At 67.7% G+C, this 17,000-nt stretch carries 15 protein-coding genes; 7 read left to right on the top strand and 8 right to left on the bottom strand.

Features of this window, described 5'->3' with window-relative positions; all coding sequences use genetic code 11:
• Positions 1 to 68 precede the first annotated feature (68 nt).
• The 4 genes from FHS74_RS28380 (at position 69) to FHS74_RS28365 (ending at position 3,584) form a co-directional block, all read left to right on the top strand.
• The gene (locus tag FHS74_RS28380) at positions 69 to 830 is read left to right on the top strand and encodes a Crp/Fnr family transcriptional regulator (protein WP_246463434.1); all 762 of its coding nucleotides are present in this window, start codon (positions 69 to 71) and stop codon (positions 828 to 830) included.
• A gap of 75 nt (positions 831 to 905) precedes the next feature.
• Positions 906 to 1,616 (top strand): glutamine amidotransferase, encoded by a 711-nt coding sequence (locus FHS74_RS28375; protein ID WP_184807630.1) that lies wholly within the window; start codon positions 906 to 908, stop codon positions 1,614 to 1,616.
• A gap of 38 nt (positions 1,617 to 1,654) precedes the next feature.
• Entirely contained in the window at positions 1,655 to 2,179 is a 525-nt protein-coding gene (locus FHS74_RS28370; RefSeq protein ID WP_184807629.1) for a GAF domain-containing protein, read from the top strand.
• 199 nt (positions 2,180 to 2,378) lie between these two features.
• Complete coding sequence (locus tag FHS74_RS28365) at positions 2,379 to 3,584, top strand: NnrS family protein (RefSeq protein ID WP_184807628.1); 1,206 nt, start codon at positions 2,379 to 2,381, stop codon at positions 3,582 to 3,584.
• A gap of 34 nt (positions 3,585 to 3,618) precedes the next feature.
• On the opposite strand, the gene FHS74_RS31375 is transcribed toward FHS74_RS28365, so the two are convergent.
• The 4 genes from FHS74_RS31375 to FHS74_RS28345 form a co-directional block, all read right to left on the bottom strand.
• The gene (locus FHS74_RS31375; protein ID WP_184807627.1) at positions 3,619 to 3,756 is read right to left on the bottom strand and encodes a sigma factor-like helix-turn-helix DNA-binding protein; all 138 of its coding nucleotides are present in this window, start codon (positions 3,754 to 3,756) and stop codon (positions 3,619 to 3,621) included.
• A 103-nt stretch (positions 3,757 to 3,859) separates the two neighbouring features.
• Positions 3,860 to 4,318: a helix-turn-helix transcriptional regulator gene (locus FHS74_RS28355; protein WP_184807626.1), complete on the bottom strand. Its 459-nt coding sequence runs from the start codon at positions 4,316 to 4,318 to the stop codon at positions 3,860 to 3,862.
• A gap of 273 nt (positions 4,319 to 4,591) precedes the next feature.
• Positions 4,592 to 5,605: a cytochrome d ubiquinol oxidase subunit II gene (gene cydB, locus FHS74_RS28350; protein ID WP_184807625.1), complete on the bottom strand. Its 1,014-nt coding sequence runs from the start codon at positions 5,603 to 5,605 to the stop codon at positions 4,592 to 4,594.
• A complete protein-coding gene (locus tag FHS74_RS28345; RefSeq protein WP_184807624.1) occupies positions 5,605 to 7,026 on the bottom strand; it encodes a cytochrome ubiquinol oxidase subunit I in 1,422 nt (473 codons plus the stop codon). The genes cydB and FHS74_RS28345 overlap by 1 nt, the downstream gene beginning before the upstream one ends.
• A 406-nt stretch (positions 7,027 to 7,432) precedes the next feature.
• On the opposite strand from FHS74_RS28345, the gene FHS74_RS28340 reads away from it, so the two are divergent.
• Entirely contained in the window at positions 7,433 to 7,894 is a 462-nt protein-coding gene (locus FHS74_RS28340; RefSeq protein WP_184807623.1) for an Rrf2 family transcriptional regulator, read from the top strand.
• On the opposite strand, the gene FHS74_RS28335 is transcribed toward FHS74_RS28340, so the two are convergent.
• From FHS74_RS28335 to FHS74_RS28320, 4 genes are all read right to left on the bottom strand, one after another.
• Complete coding sequence (locus tag FHS74_RS28335; RefSeq protein WP_184807622.1) at positions 7,895 to 9,010, bottom strand: NAD(P)-dependent alcohol dehydrogenase; 1,116 nt, start codon at positions 9,008 to 9,010, stop codon at positions 7,895 to 7,897. It lies immediately after the preceding gene.
• Between the two features lie 24 nt (positions 9,011 to 9,034).
• Positions 9,035 to 10,555, bottom strand: coding sequence for a benzaldehyde dehydrogenase (locus FHS74_RS28330; protein ID WP_246463433.1), 1,521 nt, complete (start codon positions 10,553 to 10,555; stop codon positions 9,035 to 9,037).
• A gap of 16 nt (positions 10,556 to 10,571) precedes the next feature.
• The gene (locus FHS74_RS28325) at positions 10,572 to 13,019 is read right to left on the bottom strand and encodes a TonB-dependent receptor (protein WP_184807621.1); all 2,448 of its coding nucleotides are present in this window, start codon (positions 13,017 to 13,019) and stop codon (positions 10,572 to 10,574) included.
• 135 nt (positions 13,020 to 13,154) lie between these two features.
• A complete protein-coding gene (locus tag FHS74_RS28320) occupies positions 13,155 to 14,687 on the bottom strand; it encodes a carboxylesterase/lipase family protein (RefSeq protein WP_184807620.1) in 1,533 nt (510 codons plus the stop codon).
• 251 nt (positions 14,688 to 14,938) lie between these two features.
• Here FHS74_RS28320 and FHS74_RS28315 point away from each other — a divergent pair, with 251 nt between their 5' ends.
• Both FHS74_RS28315 and FHS74_RS28310 read left to right on the top strand, forming a co-directional pair.
• The gene (locus tag FHS74_RS28315; protein WP_184807619.1) at positions 14,939 to 15,910 is read left to right on the top strand and encodes an AraC-like ligand-binding domain-containing protein; all 972 of its coding nucleotides are present in this window, start codon (positions 14,939 to 14,941) and stop codon (positions 15,908 to 15,910) included.
• 152 nt (positions 15,911 to 16,062) lie between these two features.
• Entirely contained in the window at positions 16,063 to 16,896 is an 834-nt protein-coding gene (locus tag FHS74_RS28310) for a metallophosphoesterase family protein (RefSeq protein WP_184807618.1), read from the top strand.
• Positions 16,897 to 17,000: the final 104 nt, after the last annotated feature.

Here is a 17,000-nt window from a genome sequence, read left to right as displayed (position 1 = left end):
TTCCCTGCCGCCAGCGCATCGGCGCCCGGCCCCTTCTCCCGCGGCGAGGGGCACGGTATCCTCGCCCCATGCCCCAAACCGACAGCAGCGCCCCGTCATCCCCACCCCTGGCACCCGCCTGGCCACCGCAGGCCCTGGCGGGCATGGAACTGTTCCGGGGTCTGGAAGCGGCGGCGCTGGCGGAGGTGATGGCGGCGGCCCACATCCGCACCGTGCCCCGCCACACGCCCCTGTTCCATCAGGGCGACCCCGCCCCGCACTGCCACGCCCTGCTGAGCGGGGGGGTGCGCATCAGCCAGAGCAACGCGGCGGGCGCGCAGGTGGCCCTGCGCTTCATCGGCGCGGGGGAGATGTTCGGCACCGTGCCCCTGTTCACCGACCGCCTTTATCCCGCCGATGCCGAAACGGTGGCCGACAGCGTGGAAATCCGCTGGACGGAGACCACCTTGCGCCAGTTGATCACCCGCCACCCCGCCATCGCCCTGAACCTGGTGGGGGTCATCGGCCGCCGGCTGATGGAGGTGCAGGACCGCCTGCGCGAGGTCACCACCGGCCGGGTGGAGCAACGCCTGGCCCGCGCCCTGCTGCGCCTGGCGGCCCAGTCCAAGCGCGACCAGGCGCCGGACGGCACCGGCACGACCCTGGCCTTTCCCCTGACCCGCAAGGACCTGGCCGAACTGTCCGGCACCACCCTGCACACCGCCAGCCGCACCCTGGCCGCGTGGGAGAAGCGCGGCTGGCTGTCCAGCGGCCGCCGCAACGGACGGGTCCGCATCACCCTGCACGACGTGGCGGCGCTGACGGCGATGGCGGAGGAAGGGCGGGATTAGGCACAAATTCCCCTACCGGCCATCCGCCCCCACCTCCTATAACGGACCTCCCTTCCCCCTTGCCGGAGGTGCCCCATGTCGCGTTCCAAGAAAGCCATCGCCTTGCGCCATGTGGCGTTCGAGGATCTGGGCCTGCTGGCGCCGGTGTTGGCGGACGCGGGCTGGACGGTGGAGTACCGCGAGGCGCCCATCGACGACCTGGACGACGCGGCGATCCACGACGCCGACCTGCTGGTGGTGCTGGGCGGGCCCATCGGGGTTTATGACGAGGACGCCTACCCCTTCCTGGCCCAAGAGATCGCGCTGCTGGAACGGCGCCTGGCCGCCGGACGGCCCACCCTGGGCATATGTCTGGGCGCGCAGCTGATGGCCCGGGCGCTGGGGTCACGGGTCTATGCCGGGCACGCCAAGGAGATCGGCTGGGGCGCCCTGGATCTGACGGAGGCCGGCCGGGCGTCCTGCCTGGCGCCGCTGGCGGTGCCGGGGGCCCAGGTGCTGCACTGGCATGGCGACACCTTCGACCTGCCGCAGGGCGCCACCCGGCTGGCGTCCAACGCGCTTTATCCCAACCAGGCGTTCAGCCATGGCACCCACGCCCTGGCCTTGCAGTTCCATATCGAGGCCGACCCCGCGCGGCTGGACCTCTGGTATGTGGGCCATGCGGCGGAACTGTCGGCCGCCCGCGTGGCGGTGCCGGAGCTGCGCGCGGAGGGGGCTGTGATGGCCACCCGCGCCGCCGACCAGGCACGGCGTATAGTTGCCCCCTGGCTGGCGCGGCTGGACTGAGCCCACCACCCCTATTCCATCCTCAAGGACGCCTGACCATGTTCCAAGCCCGCACCCCTGACACGCCGCGCGACAAGGCCACGCTGTACCGCGACCTGGCGCTGGACCTGACCGGCCTGCTGACGGACGAGCGTGACGCCATCGCCAACGCCGCCAACCTGTCCGCGCTGCTGTTCACCACCCTGCCCGACCTGAACTGGGCCGGCTTCTATTTCATGCGCAACGCGGCCAAAGGGAATCTTGGCGGCACGCGTGAACTGGTGCTGGGCCCCTTCCAGGGCAAGCCCGCCTGCGTGCGCATCGCCGTGGGCCGGGGCGTCTGCGGCACCGCCGTGGAGCGGCGCCAGTCCGTGCTGGTGGACGATGTGCATGCCTTCCCCGGCCACATCGCCTGCGACGCCGCCTCACGCTCCGAACTGGTGGTGCCGCTGCTGCTGGACGGCCAAGTGCTGGGTGTCATCGATTTGGACAGCCCCAGCCCCGCCCGCTTCGACACCCTGGACCAGGCCGGGATCGAGACCCTGGCGGGGCTGTTCGTCGCCGGCAGCGACTGGCCATTGTAAGGTTGCCATCCTCATTTTTCAGTCCGCTGACGCGCGCCCAAAAATTCCGGGGCCGGCCGTCGCAGGCCTGGAAAAGGAAATCAATGGCGACGGAGCGAAGGGCGAGCCAACCGCCGGATAGTTTGCGCCGGCGCAACGTCCGGACGGCGAAGCGGGACCATTCTGGTGGGGATCGCACATCCCGTCCGGAGAATTCCCCATGGCCACCACCCCCGCACCCTATGCCGGCCCCATCCTGCTGGCGGAGGGTTTTCGTCCTTTCTTCCTGGCGGCGGCGGTCTGGGCCGCCGTGGCGCTGGGCCTGTGGGTGGCGCTGATGAGCGGCGCGATTGCCGGACCGCGTGGCCTGGACCCGCTGGCCTGGCATATCCATGAGATGCTGTTCGGCTTCGTCATGGCCGGGGTGGCGGGGTTCATCCTGACCGCCATCCCCAATTGGACCGGCCGGCCACCCTTGCGGGGAGCGCCCCTGGCGGGCCTGGTGGGTCTTTGGCTGGCGGCCCGCCTGCTGGCGTTGGCCAATTTGGTGGGCACGCCGCCGGCGGCCCTGGTGGCCATGGTGGATTCGGGCCTGCCCCTGGCGCTCGCCGTCTACGCCGCGCGCCAGGTGGTGGCCGCGCGCAACCGGCGCAACCTGGTCATGACCGTGCCCCTGCTGGTGCTGGCCACCGCCGATGGGTTGATGATGGCGGAGGGGGCGGGGGTTGCGGTTCCCGCCGGCCTGGGCTGGCGCCTGGGCCTGGCCGCCATCATCATCCTGATCTCCGCCATCGGTGGACGCATCATTCCGACCTTCACCCGCAACTGGCTGACGAAGCGCGGGGCCGCCACCCTGCCACCCGCCAGCCCCGGCCTGATCGACCGCCTCGCGCTGGCCAGCCTACCGTCGGGATTGCTGGCCTGGGCCTTCCTGGCCGATGGCGGGCGCGTGGCCGCCGCCATTACCGGTGGCCTGCTGCTGCTGGCCAGCGCCTTGAACTTGGCGCGTCTGGCCCGGTGGCGGGGCTGGGCCACACGGGCCGAACCGCTGCTGGGTGTGCTGCATCTCGGCTATTTCTGGGTGGTGGCGGGTACCGCCCTGCTGGGTGGCGCGCTGCTAACCAATGCCGTGCCCCTGGCCGCCGCCATTCACGCGCTGACCGCCGGCGCCATCGGCACCATGATGCTGGCCGTCATGAGCCGGGCTTCCCTGGGCCACACGGGCCGGACGCTGACGGCCGATCGGGTGACCGTCTGGGTCTACCTGCTGGTCAACGGCGCCGCGCTGTCCCGCATCGCGGCCAGCTTGACGGGTGGCCTGCCGCTGGCGCCGCTGGTCCTGTCAGCGATCTTGTGGACCGGCGCTTTCGCCTTGTTCGCGTTGCGCTACGCGCCTTATTGGTGCCGGCCGCGCGTGGCGGCGTGACGGCCACCGCCGGGCGGGCAAGCTGGTCCGCCCACTATTTCCTGACGAATTTCCCGCCGAGCGGGCCCCGGCGCGACGCTGGGAAATACCGGAAAACCAGGGAATGGACATTACCCAGGCTTATTCCCAATTCTTGGGCGATATCCTTGTAACTATGACCGTCGCGTAACATCTGTTCGATTTTTGATATTCGCAACTTCGACGATTCCGGGCTTCGCTTGCGCAGATCCTGATAAAATTGACCGATTATATTCCTCACATAATACTCAGATATGCTAAGCTCCGAACTTATTTCTTTGTATTTTTTTTCCTGATCTGTAAAGGTCGCCAACCAAGTTAATAGTTTTTTTGTCAACATTATTCGTTCCGCCATACCCCGGTATATTTCGATAAATATATTGCTTTACCGTGCCAACTTTCTTCCCCAAAATAAGCGCAATCGACGAAATCGTTTCCCCCGATTTTAAAAGGGCCTCGATATCCTCCTTCATTTCCATGGAGCTCAAGAAATATCTCTTCGAGACATCTGGAAAATACCAATTTATGACGATTGAAACGTAACTTTGACTCATGTTGATCGCGCCAGCGATCCTTGCCATAGACAGTCCTGATGCATACATTTCCTTGATTAATCTTATGGTGTCCGGATTATGCCGAAGCGGCTTGCCATCGCTATTTTCAAGGAAAGTCTGATCAGAAAAATCCGTAGACAAGGACTTGGACAACTTCTCCATTTTATTCCGCTGAGCAATTTATTGCATTGATGCTAATAAAGACACCTTGCTATTGATGCTATAGGGAAGCGAAGCCGTCGTCCAAAACTCAAATATGAGAAATTCTGTTCGGGAAACACGTGCCGCTTTCGTCGCGTGCGGCCCTCCGCCGCCCAGGCGGATCGTTTCGCAGTTCCATTGGATTGACAGCGGGGGATGGCGACTGGCGGCGGCCATTGGAAATGACCGCCGCCGCAAGAAACCAGTGACCCGCAAAGCCGGCGTACCCGGACCTTAATGATAGCCCGCGTCCGCCTTCACCTTGCCCCGGAACACCCAATAGGACCAGCCGCTGTACAGCAGGATGATGGGCAGAAGGAACAAGGTGCCGACCAGCAGGAAGGCCTGCGTGCTTTCCGAGCTGGCGGCGTCCCACAGGGAATATCTGTGGGGCACGATGTTGGGCCACAGGCTGATGGCCAAACCCAGATAGGCGGTGACGAACAAGCCGACCCCGTAGATGAAGGGCCAGGCGTGGTGGTCCCGCCCCAGGCTGCGCCAGGTCGCCCATGCCAGGACCAGGGCGGCCAACGGCACCGGCGCCAGGAAGGCGATGTTGGGCCAACTGAACCAGCGCTGGGCGATATCCGGCAGGGTATAGGGCGTCCACAGGCTGACGATGGCGATGCCGGCCAGCACCAGGACCAGCGCCCGCCGCCCCTGCACCCGCGCCCAGTCCTGCAACCCTCCCTCCGTCTTCAGGATCAGCCAGCCGGCGCCCAGCAGGGTGTAGCCCGCCATCAGGGCCGCGCCGGTCATGACGGAGAAGGGGGTCAGCCAATCGAAGGAGCCGCCGGTGAACTGCCGCCCTTCCACCTGGAAGCCCTGGATGAAGGCGCCCAGCACCGTGCCCTGGGCGAACGTCGCCACCGCCGACCCGTAGGCGAAGGCGTTGTCCCAGAAGCCCCGGTGTTCCTTGTCCTTGAAGCGGAACTCGAACGCCACGCCCCGGAAGATCAGGGCCAGCAGCATCAGCAACACGGGGAAGTAAAGCGCCGGGATGATGATGGCGAAGGCCAGCGGAAACGCCGCCAGCAGGGCCAGGCCCCCGAGGATCAGCCATGTCTCGTTGCCGTCCCAGATGGGCGCGATGGAGTTCATGATGATGCCGCGCGAGGTGCTGTCAGGGTTCAGGCCATAAAGCATGCCGACGCCCAGGTCGAAGCCGTCGAGCAGCACATAGAAGAAGACGCCGGCGCCCAGGATCACCGTCCAGACACCAACCAGGTCGAGGGTGGGACCGCTCATCACGCGTCTCCTTGATTGAGGGTCGTCGGGGTGGCGTGGGGAAGCGGCAGCGCGACCACCGGCTGAGCCGGGCGGCCGCTCTCCACCAGCGTCTCGTTCTCCGGGTCATGGTCCATGGGGCCGTTGCGCACGATGCGCCGCAGGAAGAAGAACCCCGTGGGATAGATCAGCAGATAGACGGCCAGGTACATCAGCAGGGAAATCAGGACGTCAGCACCCGTCAGCGACGGCGTCACCGACTGGGCCGTGCGCATCAGGCCATAGACGGTCCAGGGCTGGCGCCCCACCTCCGTCGTCGTCCAGCCGGCCAGCACGGCGATGAATCCCAAGGGACCCGCCCATTGCAGGCCACGGAGGTACCAGCGGGTGGTGTAAAGCCGCCCGCCCCAGCGCAGCAGCCAGCCGACGCCGACGATGGCCAGCATCAGCAGGCCCACGCCCACCATGACGCGGAAGGCCCAGTAGACGACGATGACCGGCGGTCGCTCATCGGCGGGGAAATCCTTCAGCCCCTTCACCGCCCCGTCCCAATGATGGGTGAGGTACAGGCTGCCCAGTTTGGGCACGGCGATTTCCCAATGATTGGTTTCCGCCTTCTGGTCGGGGAAGCCGAAGAGGGAGGCGGGAACGCCCTGCCCCCCCTCCCACAAGCCCTCCATCGCCGCCAACTTGGCCGGCTGGTGTTCCAGGGTGTTCAGGCCGTGCATGTCGCCCAGCACGATCTGCAGGGGCACGAACAGGGTCAGGAACCCCAGGGCCATGCGCATCATCACCCGCGCCTCCTCCACGAAGCGGCCCTTGCGCAGGGTGTAGGCGCCCACGGCCAGCACGACGAAGGCGGTGGTGACGTAGAAGCCGCTGACGACGTGGGCCAGGCGGTAGGGGAAGCTGGGGGTGAAGATGATGTCCACCCAACTGGCCGGGAAGAAGCGGCCGTCGATGACGGTGTAGCCCTGCGGCGTCTGCATCCAGCTGTTCACCGCCAGGATCCAGAACGTCGACAGCAGCGTGCCGGTCGCCACCATGGTGGCCGCCACGAAATGGGCCCAGGGCGGCACCAGCTTGCGTCCGAACAGCAGCACGCCCAGGAAAGCGGCCTCCAGGAAAAAGGCCGTCAGCCCCTCATAGGCGAACAGCGGGCCGACGACGTTGGAGGTGGCGTCGCTGAAGCGGCTCCAGTTCGTGCCGAACTGGAAGGGCATGACGATGCCGCTGACGACCCCCATGCCGAAGGTGACGGCGAACAGGCGGATCCAAAACTTTGAGACGGTGAGATAGATGGGCCGTTTGGTCCAGGTGTGCAGCCCTTCCAGCAGGGCGATGTAAGAGGCGATGCCGACGGTGAAGGCCGGCAGCAGGATGTGCCAAGCCACCACCCAGACAAACTGCAAGCGGGAAAGTATCAATGGATCCAGTGACATGAGACTGGTCCCCCTTTTCTGCTTCGCCGGGAATGGGGCCGTTCCCCGCATGGGGAACGCCCGGCGTTGGATGGCCCCGAGGGTCGTGCCGCAGCGGCCAGACGTCCAGAAGACGAATTGTCCAAGCCGTTAGCGATTGGTCTGGCCCGCCATTGGGAAAGGGCATGGTTCCCCAACCGGTCGATAAAGTGAGGCCAGGACATCCCCCAGTCTAGCCCCGGGCCCCCGTCTCCGGATGAGCAATCCCTTTGCGCCAAAGGGAACAGAGGGATCATCGGCGTCTGAGCTTGGGGCGTGGGCAGGCTCGGAAAGCGCCCAAGCCGGATCCGCGTCGGGATCGGCCCGGGGTTGAACGGTCCCCCGCAATGCTTATAAAGGCATTCAGGGTACATTTTTTGAGGTCGTGATGCGGTTGTCGAGCTACACGGATTACGCGCTGCGCACGCTGGTGTTCCTGGCGCTGAAGTCCGATGGGCTGGCCACCATCAGCGACATCGCCCAGACCTACGGCATCTCGAAGAACCACCTGATGAAGGTGGCGCACCAGCTGAGCCAGCTGGGCTATGTCGAGGCGGTGCGGGGCCGGGGCGGCGGGCTGCGCCTGGGCCGCAGGGCGGAGGACATCCGCATCGGCGACGTGGTCCGCGCGACGGAGCAGGAGCTGGACATCCTGGAGTGCTTTTCCGACAGTTCCACCGCCTTCTGCCGGCTGAACCCCACCTGCGTGCTGAAGTACGCCTTGAAGGAGGCGCTGGGCGCCTTCCTGGCCGTGCTGGACGACTACACCCTGGCCGACCTGGTGAAACCGCGCCGCACCCTGGCCGGATTGCTGGACCTGTCCCCGCCCCCCGCCGCCGGAAGCGCCTGATCAAACCGCGTCCGGCATGCGCACCACCGGCTTCACCGTGCGCCCCGTCTCGGAATCCCGGATCGCGTCGTTGATGGCGTCCAGGGGATAGAAGGTGATCAGCCGGTCGAAGGGGAACAGGCCGCGCTGGTAGAGGTCCACCAGCTGCGGGATGAAGCGTTGCGGATCGGCGTCGCCCTCGACGATGCCCCGAACGGTTCGGCCACCGCTCAACAGGTGGCCGCCGTCGATGGGCAGCGGCTCGCCAAAGCGCAGGGCGCCCAGCAGGCCGCAGACGCCCCGGGGGGCCAGGCAGCGCGTGGCATCCCCGACCACCGCCGGCCGGGCGGTCGTATCCAGGGCATAGTCCACGCCCATCCCCGTCAGGGCCAGGATGGCCGCCACCACATCGTCGCGCTTGGGGTTGAACGTGTGGGTGGCGCCCAGATCCCGCGCCAGATCCAGCCTATGGTCCACCACATCCACGGCGATGATGGCACCCGCCCCCACGACCTTGCCCGCCATGACGGCGCTGAGCCCCACGGCACCGGCGCCGAACACGGCCAAAGACCGGCCGGACCTCACCGCCAGGGCGTTTATCACCGCCCCCGCCCCGGTCATCACGCCGCAGCCCAAAGGCCCCAGGATATCCAGCGGCACCGTGCCGGGCACCTTCACCACGTTGCGCTCATGGCACAGGGCACGGGTGGCGAAGGAGGACTGGCCGAAGATGTTGGCCCCCAGCGTGTCCCGCCCCCAGGCCAGGCCGCTGCTGCCATCGGCCCGCCGGCCGCTGAAGTTGCGGGCGAAAAAGTCATGGCAGTAGGACGGGAGGCCGTCAGCGCAGGAAGGGCAGGTGCCGCAGGAGTTGAAGCTCATCACCACCCGGTCGCCGGGCGCGACCGCCGTCACCCCGGCCCCCACCCGTTCAACCACGCCCGACCCCTCATGCCCCAGCACCGCCGGTGCGGGCACGGGCAGTTCCTGGTCGCGCATCGCCATGTCGGTATGGCAGACGCCGGCGGCGACAACGCGGACCAGCACCTCTCCGGGGCGGGGCTCATCGATCGCCACCCGCTCCAGCGTCAGGGGGGCCTGGATGCCGTGGGCCACGGCGGCAAGGATGGTCTGGGCCATGGGGTCGTTTCCGGTGCGGGGGGGTCAGTAGGGGTAGGCCGGGGCCGTGGGCTGGACCGTGGTCCAGCGCCAGGTGGTGAATTCATCCCAGTTGGCGGGGCCGCTGATGCGGCTGCCATTGCCGGACGCCCCCATGCCGCCGAAGGGCGCCTGGGGTTCGGCCACGACCGTCTGGTCGTTGATGTGCAGGTGGCCGGTGCGCAGACGGGCGCCCAGCCGGACGGCGCGGTCGACATTGGCGCCAATGACGCCCGCGGCCAGGCCGTACTGGCCCCGGTTGGCCAGATCCACCGCCTGGTCATCATCGGCAAAGGCCGTGACCACCGCCACCGGGCCGAAGATTTCCTCATCGAACGCCGGCATGCCCGGGGTGACGCCGGCCAGCACGGTGGGGGCGTAGCAGCGGCCGTCATGCGTGCCGCCCGCCACCAGACGGGCGCCCGCCGCCACGCTGGCCTGGACGATGGCGTCCACCCGCGCCACCTGGCCGGGATCGATCAGGGGGCCGATGGCCACGCCGTCCAGCGGGTCACCCACCGGCAGCGCCCGCGCCTTGGCCGCCAGGCGCGTCACCAGGTCGTCGTGCAGGCTGTGATGCACCAGGATGCGCCCCGTGCTCATGCAGATCTGGCCCTGGTGCAGCCAGGCGCCCCAGGCGGCGTTGCGGGCGGCCAGGTCGATATCGGCATCGTCCAGGATGACCAAGGCGTTCTTGCCGCCCAGCTCCAGTTGCACCTTCTTCAGGTGGCGCCCCGCCAGTTCGCCCACCGCCCGGCCGGCGCCGGTGGACCCGGTGAAGGTGATCATGGCGATGTCCGGGTCGGCGCACAGGGCCTGCCCCACATCCGCCCCGCCGGGCAGGACGTGCAGCAGCCCCGGCGGCAAGCCGGCGGCGGCGAAAGCCTGGGCGATGAGGAAGCCGCCGGACACCGGCGTGCGGGGGTCGGGCTTCAGCACCACGGCGTTGCCGGCGGCCAGCGCCGGCGCCACCGCCCGCAGGGCCAGCACCAGGGGAAAGTTGAAGGGGGCGATGACGCCGACCACGCCCAGGGGCACGCGTTCCGCCACGCTGCGGCGCGGCGGGACAGAGGCCAGGATGTGGCCCTGCGGCTCCTGCCCCATGGCGGCGGCGTGGCGCAGGAAACCCAGGGCGTGCTGATGTTCCACCTGGGCCTTGGGCCCGGCGGACCCGGCTTCACGCATCAGCCAGCGGACCACGGTGTCCGCCATGCCGCCCATGACCCGCGCCGCTTCCTCCACCACCTCGGCACGGGCGGTGGGGGCACGGGCCGCCCAGTCCACCTGCGCCACCCGTGCCGCTTGGGCGGCGGCCCGGACGTCGGCCGCCTCCGCCCGCCCGACCAGGGTCAGGACCCGGCCGGTCGCCGGTTCCTTCACCTCGATCACCCCACCCCGGGCCTGGACCCAGGCGCCGGTGAAGAGCCGCCCCTCCCCCACGCCCCCCCAGGGATCGTCAACCTGCCCCATGTGCGGGAGATCCAGGTGCGGGAGGTCAGGTGCGCTGGACGCCAACTGCTTGGTCATTTCTTCTATCCCAGGCTCAGTATTTGTATTTGAGGGTGGCGAACCACTGCGCCGGCGGGTTGTAGGTGCCGAAAATGGCGCCGGCGGCATCGTTCTCGTTGCCCGTGGTCAGGTAGCGGTCGTTGGTGATGTTGCTGCCGCCCACGGTGGCCTGCCAGCGCTCGTCGGACGAGGTGTAGGTAACAGAGGCGTTCACCACGTTGGTGGACTGGCGCTCCAACAGGGCCGTGTTGGCGGTGTCGTTGTACATCGGGTTGGTGTGGGTGTAGTCCACCGTGACCCGCAGGCTGGCCCCATTGCTCAGGTCGACGGTGTAGGCCGGGCTGACGCTGAACTTCAGGTTCGGGGTCTTGGGCAGGCGGCTGTCCAGGGTCACACCCACCACCTGGGGGTCGACCCGGGTGTAGCGGGCGTGCAGATAGCCCAGTGTGCCATCCAGGGTGAACCCACCGCCCAGGGCCACCTGGGCCTCGACCTCGCCGCCCCAGATCTCCGCGTCGCCGGCATTGTGCAGGGTGGGCGACACGCCTTCCTGGAAGTTCAGCTGGATGCCCGTGTAATCGGTGTGGAAGCCCGCCACGTTGAGCCGCAGGCGGCGATCCAGCAGTTCCGACTTCACGCCCAACTCAATGGTCTCGGCCTTTTCCGGCCCGAAGTCCGGCGCGGTGCTGAGGGGGTTGGACAGACGGGTGGTCCAACTGCCCGACTTGAAGCCTTTGGACCACGAGGTGTAGGCCATGACATCGTCGGTCAGGTGGTATTCACCCCCCAGGCGGGGCGTGAAGATGTAGTAGTCCTTGGTGTTCACGCCCGCCGGATAATAGCGCAACGGCTGCCCGGCGACAGGAAAGCCCAGGGCCGCCCGGCAGACCTCGGACACGGGATAGCAGCCCGACAGCTTGTAGTTCAGGGCGTTCAGGTCGGACTGCGCCCCTTCGAAGGTCTTGTGTTCCCAGGTGTAGCGGCCACCGAAGGTCAGGCCGATGCGGTCGGTGACCTGGTAATTCATATGGCTGTAGCCGGCGACCGAGGTGGTGTCCAACTTGTTGGGGCCATCCAACTGCAACAGACCTTCGTCGAAAGTGACGTAGTCGTGCAGGTTGCCGCCCTCATTGAAGAAATAGACGCCGTTGACGAAGTGCAGCTTTCCATCCAGGGCCTTGCCAGTCAGCTGGAATTCCTGGGACGTCTGGTGCTGGTCCATGCTGAACGACAACTCGGCGATGGTCAGCGGTGACCCATCGGCATCCAGCCCCGTGCGCCACAACAGGCGGCGGTAGGCGGTGATGGACTTCAGGTCCAGATCCTCGCCCAGTTCCCAGTCCAGGGTGTTGGCGAAGCCGAAGGACTGCAGGCGTGAGAAACTGAGGCCATTGCCGTAGGTCTTGTCGATATCGCCGGACAGGAACTGGTTGCCGTAGCTGAGACGCGGGCCGGTGGTCAGCGCCGTTCCCACCACACCCCGCGGCAGGGCGCAGGCGTTGGTGAAGTTCGGGTTGCCGGGCATCGCGCTGAGGGCGGCGATGGTCGCGGCCGGTGCTGTGACACACAGGTTGTAGATGGACAGCAACCCGCCGGTGGGCACGGTGCCGAGCAGGCTGCTGGCGGTGGCCGACTGGTCTTCCTGGGTGTAATCGGCGGTGAAGGCGTCGGTGACCGACCCCTTGCCCTTCCAGAACAGCTTGGCGCGGATGGTCTGGCTGTTCTGCCCGCCCTGGGTGTCGGACGTGCCGGAGCCGGAGCGTGTGAAGGCGGCGGTGTCGGTGATCGTGCCGCTGGCGCCGGGATAAGGCACCACCTGCTGGTAGCCGTCACGCTTCTTGGACGAAACCGTCACCGTGCTGAACAGCGTGTCGGTCAGGGGAATGTCGGCCGCGGCGGCGACATCGATGCGGTTGAAACTGCCGCCGGTGATGGCGGCGGTCGCGTGGAAATCCTCCGAGGGCTGGCGGGTGACGATGCTGATGGCGCCGCCGATGGTGTTGCGGCCGAACAAGGTGCCCTGCGGACCCTTCAGCACCTCGATATGGTCGACGTCCATCAGATCGCTGTTGGCGCCCACGGTGCGGGCCAGATAGACGCCATCGATGTACACGCCGACACCCGGATCCAGGTTGAAGGCGAAGTCGTCCTGGCCGATGCCCCGGATGGACGCCGACAGGACGGAGGAGGAGCCGGAGAACGGCGACCCCGCATCCAGCGTGACATTGGGGGCGAGGCCGCCGATGCGCTGCACATCGTCGATCCCCTTGCCCTGCAACGCCTCGGCCGAGAAGGTGGACACGGCGATGGGCACATCCTGGACATTTTCGGCGCGCTTCTGCGCCGTGACGATGATTTCCTGAACCTGGTCCGTGGCCTTTTCGGCCGATCGCGCCGGCGCCGCCAATAGCGCCGCCAGCAAGACCGGCGACGCGCCAACCATGAGACCCAATCGGCGCGTGCCGCGCCCTGACGTTTTCATTCTTCCCGCCTCCCGTTTTCGGCCCGGGCCTTGGGAGCGGCCCGGTTGTCGATGACGTCAGGAAAGCACGGACGGGACGCCTGGTTCTTGGAAGGTGGCGAAGGGGACTTGGTGCCGGACGAACAGATCGGCCGGTTAACCGGGGCCGCGATAATCGCCCCAGGCGATCCGCCGCTGCCGCCCGGGGTCGCTTTCCTCCCGGTCCGTGGTGTCGAATATCCGCGTCAGCCGCGCCCCTTCGTCATAGCGCGACCAGCCGGGGGCGCGGCCGTGGGCGAAGGCGAGAAACGCGTCCTGGAAGCGCTGGCTGACCGCCTTGGACCGGCGGCGGCGAAACAGATCCAATCGGCCGAGGTCGCCTTCCCCGGTGGTGCCGAACAGCATGGGAAGATCCAGGGCATGGGTGGCCCCACCGAACGCCAGCCGCGCCAGGGGGGTGGCATAGTCGAAGCGATAGACCCAGGTGTCCGCGCGCCGCGAATGGCCGTCCGCCATCAGCACGGAGGGGGCCCAAAACGTGAAGTCGCCGGCGATATCGACCGCCGTCTTGCGCGATGGATAACCGGGATAGACGGCGGCGATCCGATCCCGGATCCCGGGATCGGTGGCGCGGAACATCGCCTCCAGCCGGCTGACGCGGCTGGGCATCAGGGGTAAGCCCTTGTCCAGGATGGCGGCCTCCCGGAACATCGTGCCGATGACCAGGGGCACCGGATGCGCGGTCCCTTCGCGGAAGGCGTCGACCGGATGGCGCGGCAGGACATCACCGTCGATGACGGGGGTGGCGGCCAGGATGCCGGGGTAGGCATCCGGCGCGATCTCGTAGAAGAGCCGGGACGCCGCCGCCACCAGCTGATCCGCCGGCAGTCGTTTCAGCGCCTGGCCGGTCGCGGCCGCGTCCGCCGGATCCAGGCCCAGCGAGCCGAGAATCTCCCGCGCCAGCACGGCATGCCGGGCGCGGCCGAAAACGCTGTATCCGGCGGCGCTCATGGCGAAAGCGCGATGGAACAGGCCCGCGGCCGGCGGCGCGCACATCAGCGACAGCACGGACGTGGCGCCCGCCGAGTGGCCGGCGATGGTCACGTTGCCGGGGTCGCCCCCGAAGGCGGCGATCGTGCCCTGGACCCATCGCAGGGCCGCGATCTGGTCGCGCAGGCCGAGGTTGCCGTCGATGGGATGGTCCGGCGTCGACCAGGGGCTGAAATCGTTGAAGCCGAACAGACCCAGCCGATAGTTGAAACTGACGAAAACGACGTCCCCCGTGGTGACGAGGCGATCACCGCGGAACAGCTCGCTTCTGCTGCCGCCCAGGGCGAAGGCCCCGCCATAAATCCATACCACCACGGGACGGGGGCGCTGGGCCGGCGCCAGCGGCGCCGTGACGTTGATCGTCAGGCTATCCTCGGCCATGGGCGTCGCCTCACCGGCACCCCCCATCGCCTCGAAACCCCGCTTCTGCATCGGTATCGCGCCGAACTCGGACGCATCGCGCACCCCTGGCCAGGGCTCGACGGGTTGGGGCGCGCGAAAGCGCCGATCGCCGACAGGGGGGGCTGCGAAGGGAATCCCGCGCCACACCCTGACACCGTCCCGAACCACGCCCCGGACCCGGCCGGCCGGCGTGGTCACCAGCAGGCCGTCCTCATCCTGATTCCGCACGCCGCCCATCCAACACTCCCGCCATTCCAAGCGGTCAAGGCAAACACGGGCCGGGGCGATGATCTTGGGCCGACGCGAACGCGACTTGGCGCCAGGCGAAGTAATCGTCCATCAGCCAGCGACGCGGACGGCCACTTGTTGTGTGCCATAACAATTGCGGATATGCTGAGGTTTCCGTCCAACCCGTGCCCCGAAGACAGTCCGACAGGACGGTCCGGCGGCGGCCGGCGACGGGCGAAAAGAACAGGGAGGAAGAAGCCATGGGCGCGATGGAGCGATTTTCCGTCGACGGCGTGGCCCCGGAAAAGCGGCGGGGCTACTGGAACGACATCGTCGGCAAGGCGTTCAACAACGTGGCCGTCGACCCCCGGGACCGTGACTTCAGCGCGACCATGGTGCACCAACCGCTGGGGCGCCTGGATTTCGCCTACGTGGAATCCGGTGCCGCCACCGTGTCGCGGCTGCCCGCCCAGGGGACGGAGCGGGAGGAGGCGTGCTTCAAGATCCACGCCCAACACCGGGGCCGAAGCCTGAACCGGCAGGGCAAGCGCGAAGCCCTGTTGAACGACGGGGACTGGACCCTGTGCGACACCCGCAGCCCCTATTCGATCGGCTTCACCGACACCAACCAGATGCTGGTGATGAAGCTGCCCCAATCGCTGTTGACCCAGCGGATGGCGGATCCGGAGCGTTTCGTCGGCCTCCGCATGGACGGCGGCCGGCCGGAATCCCGCATGCTGCTGTCCCTGCTGCGGTCGCTCACCCTGCAATCCGGCCTGCCCCCGGAAGCGGATTGGGGCGCCTCGGTGACGGACATCGTGCTGGACGTGGTGGCCCTGGCCTATCGCGGCGAGATGGCGGGCGTGCCCATGGAGGGGCTGGGCGCCGGACGCGGCGCCCTGACCCACTGGACCCGCCGGGTGCGCGCCCACATCGACGCCCATATCCGCGATCCGGACCTGTCCAGCGCCGCCATCGCCACCGCGCTGGACATCACACAGCGCTACGTGCAGATGGTGTTCGCCAGCCTCGGCACCACCGCGACCGCCTACATCCTGACACGCCGCCTGGAATTGGTGGCGGCGGCGCTGCGCGCCAGCCACGGCCCGGACGCCAGCAGCATCAGCACCATCGCCTATGACGCCGGGTTCAACGACCTGTCGCATTTCAGCCGCAGCTTCCGCGCGCAGTTCGGTGTCAGTCCCCGGGAGTATCGCGCCGGCCGCCGCTAAACCCTTCCCGACGGCCGGCGTCCAGGTCTGCCAGGTCTGAATGCGTTTCATCGCCGTCAGCCCTGCGGCGCGAAAACGTCCGTGGAGGGTGACAAGGGACCGGCGAACCCCGTACCGTTGATCATCCCGCATCCCTTTCGGATGTCCTCGCGATGCTGAACCGACTGCGCGCCGCCCTCAGGCCGGCAGAGCCCGCCCCGGAATCCATCGGGCCGCAGGCGCCGGAGGGGCACGTCCTGTATGCCGTGGGCGACGTCCATGGCGAATTGGGGCTGCTGCGCCAACTGCTGGAGGCCATCGCCCGGGACCACGCCCGGATGGAGCGGCGCCATGGCCCGCTGACGCCCGTGCTGATCATGTTGGGCGATTATGTCGACCGGGGGCCGGACAGCCATGGGGTGATCGACCTGCTGCGCGGCGGCGGCGATGCCACCGGCCGCACCCTGGACGACATGCTGCCCGGCTTCAGCCGCCACTGCCTGCGCGGCAACCACGAACAAACCATGCTGGATTTCCTGGAGGATCCGCTGGCCGCCCTGCGCTGGCTGGATTTCGGCGGCCCGGCGACACTGCGCAGCTACGGCCTGCCGGTGGTGATCGAGGGGGCGCCGGTGCTGCAGGCCCTGGCGCTCAGCGAGGCGCTGGCGGCCCAACTGCCCCCATCGCACCGCGTTTTTCTGGAGGGGCTGGAGCACTGGGTGGTCTATGGCGACTATGCCTTCGTCCACGCCGGCATCCGCCCCGGGGTGCCGCTGGTGGAACAGGCGCCGGAGGACCTGCTGTGGATCCGCGCGCCCTTCATGCTGGCGGAGGGGCCGCACGAAAAGGTCATCGTCCACGGCCACACCATCGTGCCGGACGTGGACATCCTGCCCCAGCGCATCGCCGTGGACACCGGCGCCTACCGCAGCGGCCGCCTGTCCGCCGTGGTCCTGCACGGCGCGGACGTCCGCATCCTGGACGCGCGACGGCCAGCACCGCTGTAATACGCGCGGCATTTGATCGTGACCAAATGCCCCCTCAGGCGCCGGGCGGCGGCGTCCGCCGCCTTGGCTGATCCTCGATTTCCAGTCCGCCTTCGGCTCCCCAG

The organism is Nitrospirillum iridis (assembly GCF_014205765.1).
Lineage (GTDB): Bacteria > Pseudomonadota > Alphaproteobacteria > Azospirillales > Azospirillaceae > Nitrospirillum > Nitrospirillum iridis.
The sequence above is the reverse complement of the archived record's forward strand: the minus strand, read 5'-3'. Positions and strand labels throughout refer to the sequence as shown.